This window comes from Streptomyces sp. CC224B, from assembly GCF_030010595.1.
GTDB lineage: Bacteria > Actinomycetota > Actinomycetes > Streptomycetales > Streptomycetaceae > Streptomyces > Streptomyces longispororuber.
The window spans coordinates 1-6,937 of the sequence record NZ_JASCXL010000202.1 but is presented as its reverse complement, the minus strand read 5'-3'; the positions used below and the strand labels follow the sequence as shown (position 1 = coordinate 6,937).

Genomic DNA, 6,937 nt, shown 5'->3' with positions numbered 1-6,937 from the left:
CACCCCCCCCCCCCCCCCCCCCCCCGCGCCCCCCCCCCCCCCCCCCCGGCGCCCCCCCCCCCCCCCCCCCCCCCCCCCCCCCCCCCCGGCGGTCGGCGGGCACGTGCGGGGCGGGTCAGTGCCCGGCAGGGGTGACGCCGAACATCAGGGTGCGGCGGGAGACGTCGTAGTGGACCGTCTTGGTGCTCTCCAGCAAGTCCTGCAACACGTCGGCGTCCTCGGCATCCACGGTGACAACCTCTTCCCAGGCGCCCTCGTCCAGCACCAGTTGCAGGGTGAAGGTGCCACGCTGGCCCGGTTCCCCGGCGACCCAGCTGAACTGGTAGTGGTTGACCTGGCGGACCTTGATGCTGTCGTCCGTCACGGGCTGCTGAACCTTCGGCATGCGATCGCCTCCGTGTTGACCGTCTCTGGTGTCACTTGTCGGCACCGGCCGACTGGCCGGTGCCATCACACCGGGTATCCAGCGTCCGCGGTGAACTAACGCGAACCGCCACATCACCCGCGTCTGTTTCCTTCGGACCGCTCCCGGCTCCGGCGTGAGGCGGGGCGTCGCCGTACGAACGGTCGGGGGGCCTCGGTACTTCGATCATGCGGCACGGGCGGCTGGCCGACCACTCGCGTGGGGCGGGCGACGGGCCCCGGCGAAGGGCTCCACGAGCGCGGTGCTCCTGCCGGTGACCACCGACGGCGACACCGGGGCCCGCTGACCGCCGCACCGTGCCGACGGCGGCACCCGCGCTCCGCTGACCGCCGCACCGTGCCGACGGCGGCACCCGTACTCCGCCGACGGCTTGCACCGCGCTCCGCTGACCAGCACCAACGGAAAAAGCCGCACCCATTTGAGCGACAGACCCATCCGCCCGCGCGCCGGCTCCGAATAGCTACTGTGAGCACAAGAAGCACAGCAGTCGTCACCGGGGCCCTGGCCGCCTGCGGCGGCCTGGTCGCGGGTTATTCCGCCCTGGCCGTCGCGGAGCTGACCGCCGCCGCGGTGCGCCCCGAGGCCGGGCCGGTCACCGCCGTCGGCGGAGCGGTCATCGACCGCACGCCGGGAGCGGTGAAGGACTGGGCGATCCGCTCGTTCGGCACCGACGACAAGTTGGTGCTCCAGCTGGGCATCCTGGCTCTGCTCGCGCTGTTCGCCCTAGCGACGGGCGCCCTGGCGGCGCGGCACCGGCGTACTGCCTGCGTGGGTGTCGCCCTGTTCGGTGCCGTCGGGGCCCAGGCGGCCCTGAGCAGGCCGGACTCCGTCGGGGTCACGGACGCCGTGCCCTCGCTGTGCGGGGGCCTGGCGGGGGCGGGGGTGCTGTACGCCCTGACAACCCTGCTGACCCGCCCGGCTCCGCCAGCTGCCCCGGCTCCAGAAGACCAGGGCGCACCGCGGACGCCTGCGCGGGCTCAGCGGGAGAGCGGGGGAAAGGCCACACTGCGCCGCTGGGGCTCCGGCCTGGTCCGCCGGGACCCGGTGACCGGCCGCCTGCCGCGTCGCGCTTTCGTGCTCGCCGCCGCGGGTACGGCGGCCGTAGCCAGTGGCCTGGGTCACCTGGCCCGCCGGGTGAACGCCACGACGGTCGCCGAGGCCACGGCGTCCCGTGAGGCGGTGCGTCTTCCCCCGCCCGACTCGCCCGCGCCGGCGCTGCCCCGGGGCGTCGACCTGCGGCTGCCGGAGCTGACGCCGTACACCACGGGCACCGAGGACTTCTACCGCGTCGACACCGCGCTGCGCGTCCCGTACCTGGACGCCGGCCGCTGGCGGCTGCGGCTGCACGGCGAGGGGGTGCGCTCCCCGCTCGTCCTGGACTTCCAGGACCTGCTGCGCCGCCCCCTGGTCGAGCGGGACATCACCATGACGTGCGTGTCCAACGAGGTGGGCGGCCCCTACGTCGGCTCGGCCCGCTGGCTCGGCGTACGCCTGAAGGAGCTGCTGGAGGAAGCCGGTGTACGGCCCCCCTCCCGCGGCGGCCGGGCCGACCAGTTGGTGGCCCGGTCCGTGGACGGCATGACGATCGGCACGCCGGTGGAGACCGTCATGGACGGCCGCGACGCGCTGCTCGCCGTCGGCATGAACGGCCGGCCGCTGCCGTTCGACCACGGATTCCCGGTCCGCATGCTCGTGCCGGGCCTGTACGGCTACGTGTCCGCCTGCAAGTGGATCGAGGAACTCGAACTGACCACCTTCGACGCCTTCGACGCCTACTGGGTCAAGCGTGACTGGGCGGCCGAGGCGCCCGTCAAGACGCAGTCCCGCATCGACACCCCGAGGCCCTTCGCCCGGCCCACGGCCGGCCGGGTCACCGTGGCCGGAGTCGCCTGGGCCCAGCACAAGGGCATCGCCCGCGTCGAGGTCCGCGTCGACGACGGCCCCTGGCAGGGGGCGCGCCTCGCCCCCGAAGGCCCCGTGGACACCTGGCGGCAGTGGAGCTGGTCCTGGCGGGCCGCGCCCGGACAGCACACCCTCCACGTCCGCGCCACCGACCGCACCGGCCGCACCCAGACCCCGAAGCGGACGCGGACCGTCCCCGACGGCGCCTCCGGCCACCACTCGGTGGTCGTCACCGTCACCTGACCCGGCCCACCGCCCGCGTGCCCGAGCCCTCCCCGACCACTCCCTGTCCCCGACACACCGATGTACCCGATATACCCGATATGTTCATCGCCAAGGAGAACACCATGAACCGCACCCCCCGCGCCCGTCGCGTCATCGCGGCCGCCGCTCTGGCCCTCGCCCTGCCCCTCACCCTCGCCGCCTGCGGTGACGGCGACGACGACGGCAAGGACAAGAAGGACGACCGGGCCGCCGCCAGCACCCCCGCCGGGGACGGCGACAGCCCCGCCTCCGACGGCATGAGCGCGGACGAGCCGTTCGGCAAGGCCTGTGCCACCGTGCCCGAGGACGGCGCCGGCAGCTTCGACGGCATGGCCGAGGACCCCGTCGCCACGGCCGCCTCGAACAACCCGGCCCTGTCGACGCTGGTCACCGCCGTGAAGAAGGCCGGCCTCGTCGACACCCTGAACACCGCCAAGGGCATCACGGTGTTCGCGCCCACCAACGACGCCTTCGCCAAGATCCCCAAGGCCGACCTGGACAAGGTCCTCAAGGACAAGCAGCAGCTCACCAAGATCCTCACCTACCACGTCGTCGGCCGGAAGCTCGCGCCCCAGCAACTGGAGAACGGCTCCTACGCCACGCTGGAGAAGAGCGAGCTGACCACGGCGGGCTCGGGCGAGCAGTACAAGGTCAACGACTCGGCGAACGTCGTCTGCGGCAACGTGCGGACCGCCAACGCCACCGTCCACATCATCGACACGGTCCTGATGCCGAAGAAGTGACCCGGTCGCATCGCTGCCCGGCCGGAACCGCACGTCCTTCCGGCCGGGCGGTGTGCCCCGCCCCCTCACGGACACGCGTACGCGCACAGACAGCGGTACGCCCGGCGCGTGTCACCGTCGCGATCACAGAGGACGGCTGCCCCGCCGTCGTGGAGGACCAGGCCGTGAAGGAAGCCGTGCGCATTGGCCGGCACACCGAGCCGCAACCCGACCTGCAGGAGCTGCTGGCGCGCACCGCCCGCGGGGACCAGGAGGCTTTCGCGGCCGTCTACGACAGGGTGGCGGGCGCGGTGCTCGGCCTGGTGCGCAGCGTGGTGCGCGACCACGCCCAGTCCGAGGAGGTCGCCCAGGAGGTCCTCCTGGACATCTGGCGCACCGCCCCTCGCTACCGGCCCGAGAAGGCACCGGCCATGGCGTGGGTGATGACGCTGGCCCACCGGCGGGCGGTGGACCGTGTCCGCTCCGCCCAGGCGTCGGCCGCCCGGGAGCACAAGGCCGCGCTGCTGGACCGGACCCCGGAGTTCGACGAGGTCAGCGAACAGGTGGAGACCCGGCTGGAGCGCGAACAGGTGCGCCGGTGCCTGCGCGGCCTCACCGAGGTCCAGCGCCAGTCCGTGACCCTGGCCTACTACCGGGGCCTGACCTACCGCGAGGTCGCCGAGCTGCTCGCCCTGCCCCTCGGCACCGTCAAGACCCGCCTGCGCGACGGGCTGATCCGTCTGCGCGACTGCCTGGGAGTCAGCGCATGACCCGAGCCGAGCTGCACACCCTCACCGGCGCCTACGCCCTGGGCGCACTGGACGGGAGCGAGCGCGCCGCCTTCGAGGAACACCTGGCCGCGTGCCCGGCCTGCGCCCAGGAGGTGCGCGAACTGACCGCCACGGCCGCCCGCCTCGGCTCGGCGACCGCCACGGTGCCGCGTCCCGCCCTGCGCGAAGCCGTGCTCCGGCGGATCTCCACGGTGCGCCAGGTGCCGCCGCGCTCCGCCCCGGCGGCGGAGCACCGCTCTCCGGCACCGCGTACGCGCCGCGTCACGCGCTGGGTACTGGCCGCGTGCCTGGCCCTGACGACGGGAGCCGGCACGGTGGCCGCCTGGCAGTACCAGCGCGGGGAGGAGGCCCGCCGGCAGGCCGGCCAGGCCCGGCAGGAGGCCGACGGGCTCGCGGCGCTCCTGGCCGCCCCCGACGCCCGCACCAGGGCGGCGAGGCTGCCCGGTGGCGCCGGCGGCAGCGTCGTCGTCTCGCGCCGCATGGACCGGGCCGCGTTCGTCGCCGCCCGCATGGACCCGCCCCCCGACGGCAAGGTCTACCAACTCTGGTTCGACGACGGGGGGTCCATGCGCCCCGCCGGCCTCATGCGCCCGGGCGGCGGCCCCGCCGCCGTCCTGCTGACCGGCGGCCTCGGCGGAGCCACCGGCATGGGCATCACGGTGGAGCCCGCGGGCGGCTCGAGGCAGCCCAGCACCGCTCCGATCGTGGCCGTCGACTTCCCCGCCGCCTCCCGCTCGGTCCCGCCGGACAACCAGAGGCCCACGGCACCGTGACGTCTCCCGGCGCCGGGGGCCGGTCCCGGCCCCCGGACCGCGGGGCCCGCCCCGCACCCCGGGTCACCCGCCCGGCCGCACCCGCGCCGACGCACCGTTTCCTGCTCCGGGGGCGAGGGCAACCGCACCCTATGGACCATTCGAAGGCGCCCGTACTCGAAGCCCTGGCCGCCTACCACGCCGAAGGGCAGACCCCCTTCACCCCACCGGGCCACAAGCAGGGACGCGGCGCGGACCCCCGGGTCCGCGAGGTCCTCGGGGACGCGGTGTTCCGCTCGGACGTCCTGGCGACCTCCGGCCTCGACGACCGGAGGTCCTCCCGCGGCGTCCTCGAACAGGCGCAGGCCCTCATGGCGGACGCCGTCGGCGCGGAGCACACCTTCTTCTCCACCTGCGGCAGCTCCCTGTCGGTCAAGTCGGCCATGCTGTCGGTGGCGGGGCCGCACGAGAAGCTGCTCGTGGGGCGCGACGCCCACAAGTCCGTGGTCTCCGGGCTGATCCTCTCCGGCATCCGGCCCGTCTGGGTGGCGCCGCAGTGGGACCCCGAGCGGCACCTGGCGCACCCCCCGTCCGCAGAGGCGTTCGAGGCGGCCTTCGCCGAGCACCCCGACGCCAAGGGCGCCCTCGTGACGACGCCCACTCCGTACGGCACCTGTTCGGACCTGGCCGCCATCGCACGGGTCTGCCACCGGCGGGGCAGGCCGCTCATCGTGGACGAGGCGTGGGGCGCGCACCTGCCGTTCCACCCGGACCTGCCGGCCTGGGCCATGGACGCCGGAGCCGACGTCTGCGTCACCTCCGTGCACAAGATGGGCTCCGGCCTGGAGCAGGGGTCGGTCTTCCACCTCCAGGGCGATCTCATCGACCCGGAGGTGCTCAAGAGCCGCGAGGACCTCCTCGGCACCACCAGCCCCTCCGTGCTGCTGTACGCCGCCCTGGACGGCTGGCGGCGCCAGATGGTGGAGCACGGCCGCGCCCTCTACGACGACGCGCTCGCCGTCGCCGCCTCCCTGCGGACCCGGATCGCGGGCATCGACGGGATGCACGTCCACGGACGGGACGACTTCTGCGGGCCCGGCCGGGCGGCCGACATGGACCCCCTCCAGATCATCGTCGACATCACCGCTCTCGGTACGACCGGCTACCGGGCGGCCGACTGGCTGCGCGAGCACCACCACATCAACCTGCACCTGTCCGACCACCGCCGCATCAGCGCCCAGCTCACCCACGCCGACGACGAGCACGCCGCCCGGACGCTCCTCACGGCGCTGCGGGACGTCGCCGCGCACGCGGACGAGCTGCGGCCGGCGGAGCAGGTCGAGGTACCGGACCCCCAGGACCTGCGGCTCGAACAGGTGTTGCTCCCGCGCGACGCGTACTTCGGGCCGACCGAGCAGGTGCCGTGGGAGAAGGCCGTCGGCCGGGTCACCGCGGAGATGCTCACCCCGTACCCGCCCGGCATCCCCGCCGCGCTGCCCGGCGAACGCCTCAACGCGGACGTCGTGCGCTATCTGCGCACCGGCGTCGACGCCGGCATGGTCGTGCCGGACGCCGCCGACACCGACGTCAAGAGCGTGCGCGTGGTGGCGGAGGACACGTGACGGGCAGGGCATGAGGACGGGATTCCGGGGCACCCGTAGGTCACCGAAGGATGTCCAGGGAGGGGTTTGTGGTCGTGTTGAAGCCGGATCCGCGCTCGGTGAGAACTCTGCTCGCCCGTTACGCCAGTGCGCGCATCGCACTGGGAGAGAAGGCCGACCCGGTGTGGCAGCGGGAGCTTGAGGACGTCGTCTACACCCTGTGCGTGGTGACGGGCACCCGGTCGATCACGGACGCGATCGCGGCGGCCGACGAGATCCTGGCGGCGGCCGAGCGCCCCGACGCACCACCGGCGGCTCCGGCTCAGGACACGCTCCTCGCGGCCTGAGCCGACCGCTGACGGCCTGAGACGACCGGGCCCACGCGAAGAACCGCGACGGCCCGACCGGTCCCACCCGGTCGGGCCGGCGCGGGGATTACGCGGGCGGGGCCGCGGGCGCCCCGCCCCCGCGCCCCCCGGGC

Annotated in this window: 7 protein-coding genes; 6 read left to right on the top strand and 1 reads right to left on the bottom strand. The window is 74.3% G+C overall.

Translation table 11 applies throughout. The features are described from left to right. Nucleotides 1-115: 115 nt before the first annotated feature. Nucleotides 116-385 (bottom strand): hypothetical protein, encoded by a 270-nt coding sequence (locus QK440_RS40340; RefSeq protein ID WP_282798244.1) that lies wholly within the window; start codon nt 383-385, stop codon nt 116-118. A gap of 504 nt (nt 386-889) precedes the next feature. On the opposite strand from QK440_RS40340, the gene QK440_RS40335 reads away from it, so the two are divergent. From QK440_RS40335 to QK440_RS40310, 6 genes are all read left to right on the top strand, one after another. Further along, nucleotides 890-2,569, top strand: a complete 1,680-nt coding sequence (locus tag QK440_RS40335; protein ID WP_282798243.1) for a molybdopterin-dependent oxidoreductase — start codon at nt 890-892, stop codon at nt 2,567-2,569. Nucleotides 2,570-2,673: 104 nt separating this feature from the next. After that, on the top strand, nt 2,674-3,333 hold the full coding sequence (locus QK440_RS40330) for a fasciclin domain-containing protein (RefSeq protein ID WP_282798242.1): 660 nt from the start codon (nt 2,674-2,676) through the stop codon (nt 3,331-3,333). Between the two features lie 164 nt (nt 3,334-3,497). After that, the gene (locus tag QK440_RS40325; RefSeq protein WP_282798241.1) at nt 3,498-4,082 is read left to right on the top strand and encodes a sigma-70 family RNA polymerase sigma factor; all 585 of its coding nucleotides are present in this window, start codon (nt 3,498-3,500) and stop codon (nt 4,080-4,082) included. Beyond that, the gene (locus QK440_RS40320) at nt 4,079-4,876 is read left to right on the top strand and encodes an anti-sigma factor (protein WP_282798240.1); all 798 of its coding nucleotides are present in this window, start codon (nt 4,079-4,081) and stop codon (nt 4,874-4,876) included. The genes QK440_RS40325 and QK440_RS40320 overlap by 4 nt, the downstream gene beginning before the upstream one ends. Nucleotides 4,877-5,007: 131 nt before the next feature. After that, nucleotides 5,008-6,477 (top strand): ornithine decarboxylase, encoded by a 1,470-nt coding sequence (locus QK440_RS40315; RefSeq protein WP_282798239.1) that lies wholly within the window; start codon nt 5,008-5,010, stop codon nt 6,475-6,477. Between the two features lie 68 nt (nt 6,478-6,545). Continuing rightward, nucleotides 6,546-6,803, top strand: coding sequence for a DUF5133 domain-containing protein (locus QK440_RS40310; protein WP_349239358.1), 258 nt, complete (start codon nt 6,546-6,548; stop codon nt 6,801-6,803). The last annotated feature ends 134 nt before the right edge of the window (nt 6,804-6,937 follow it).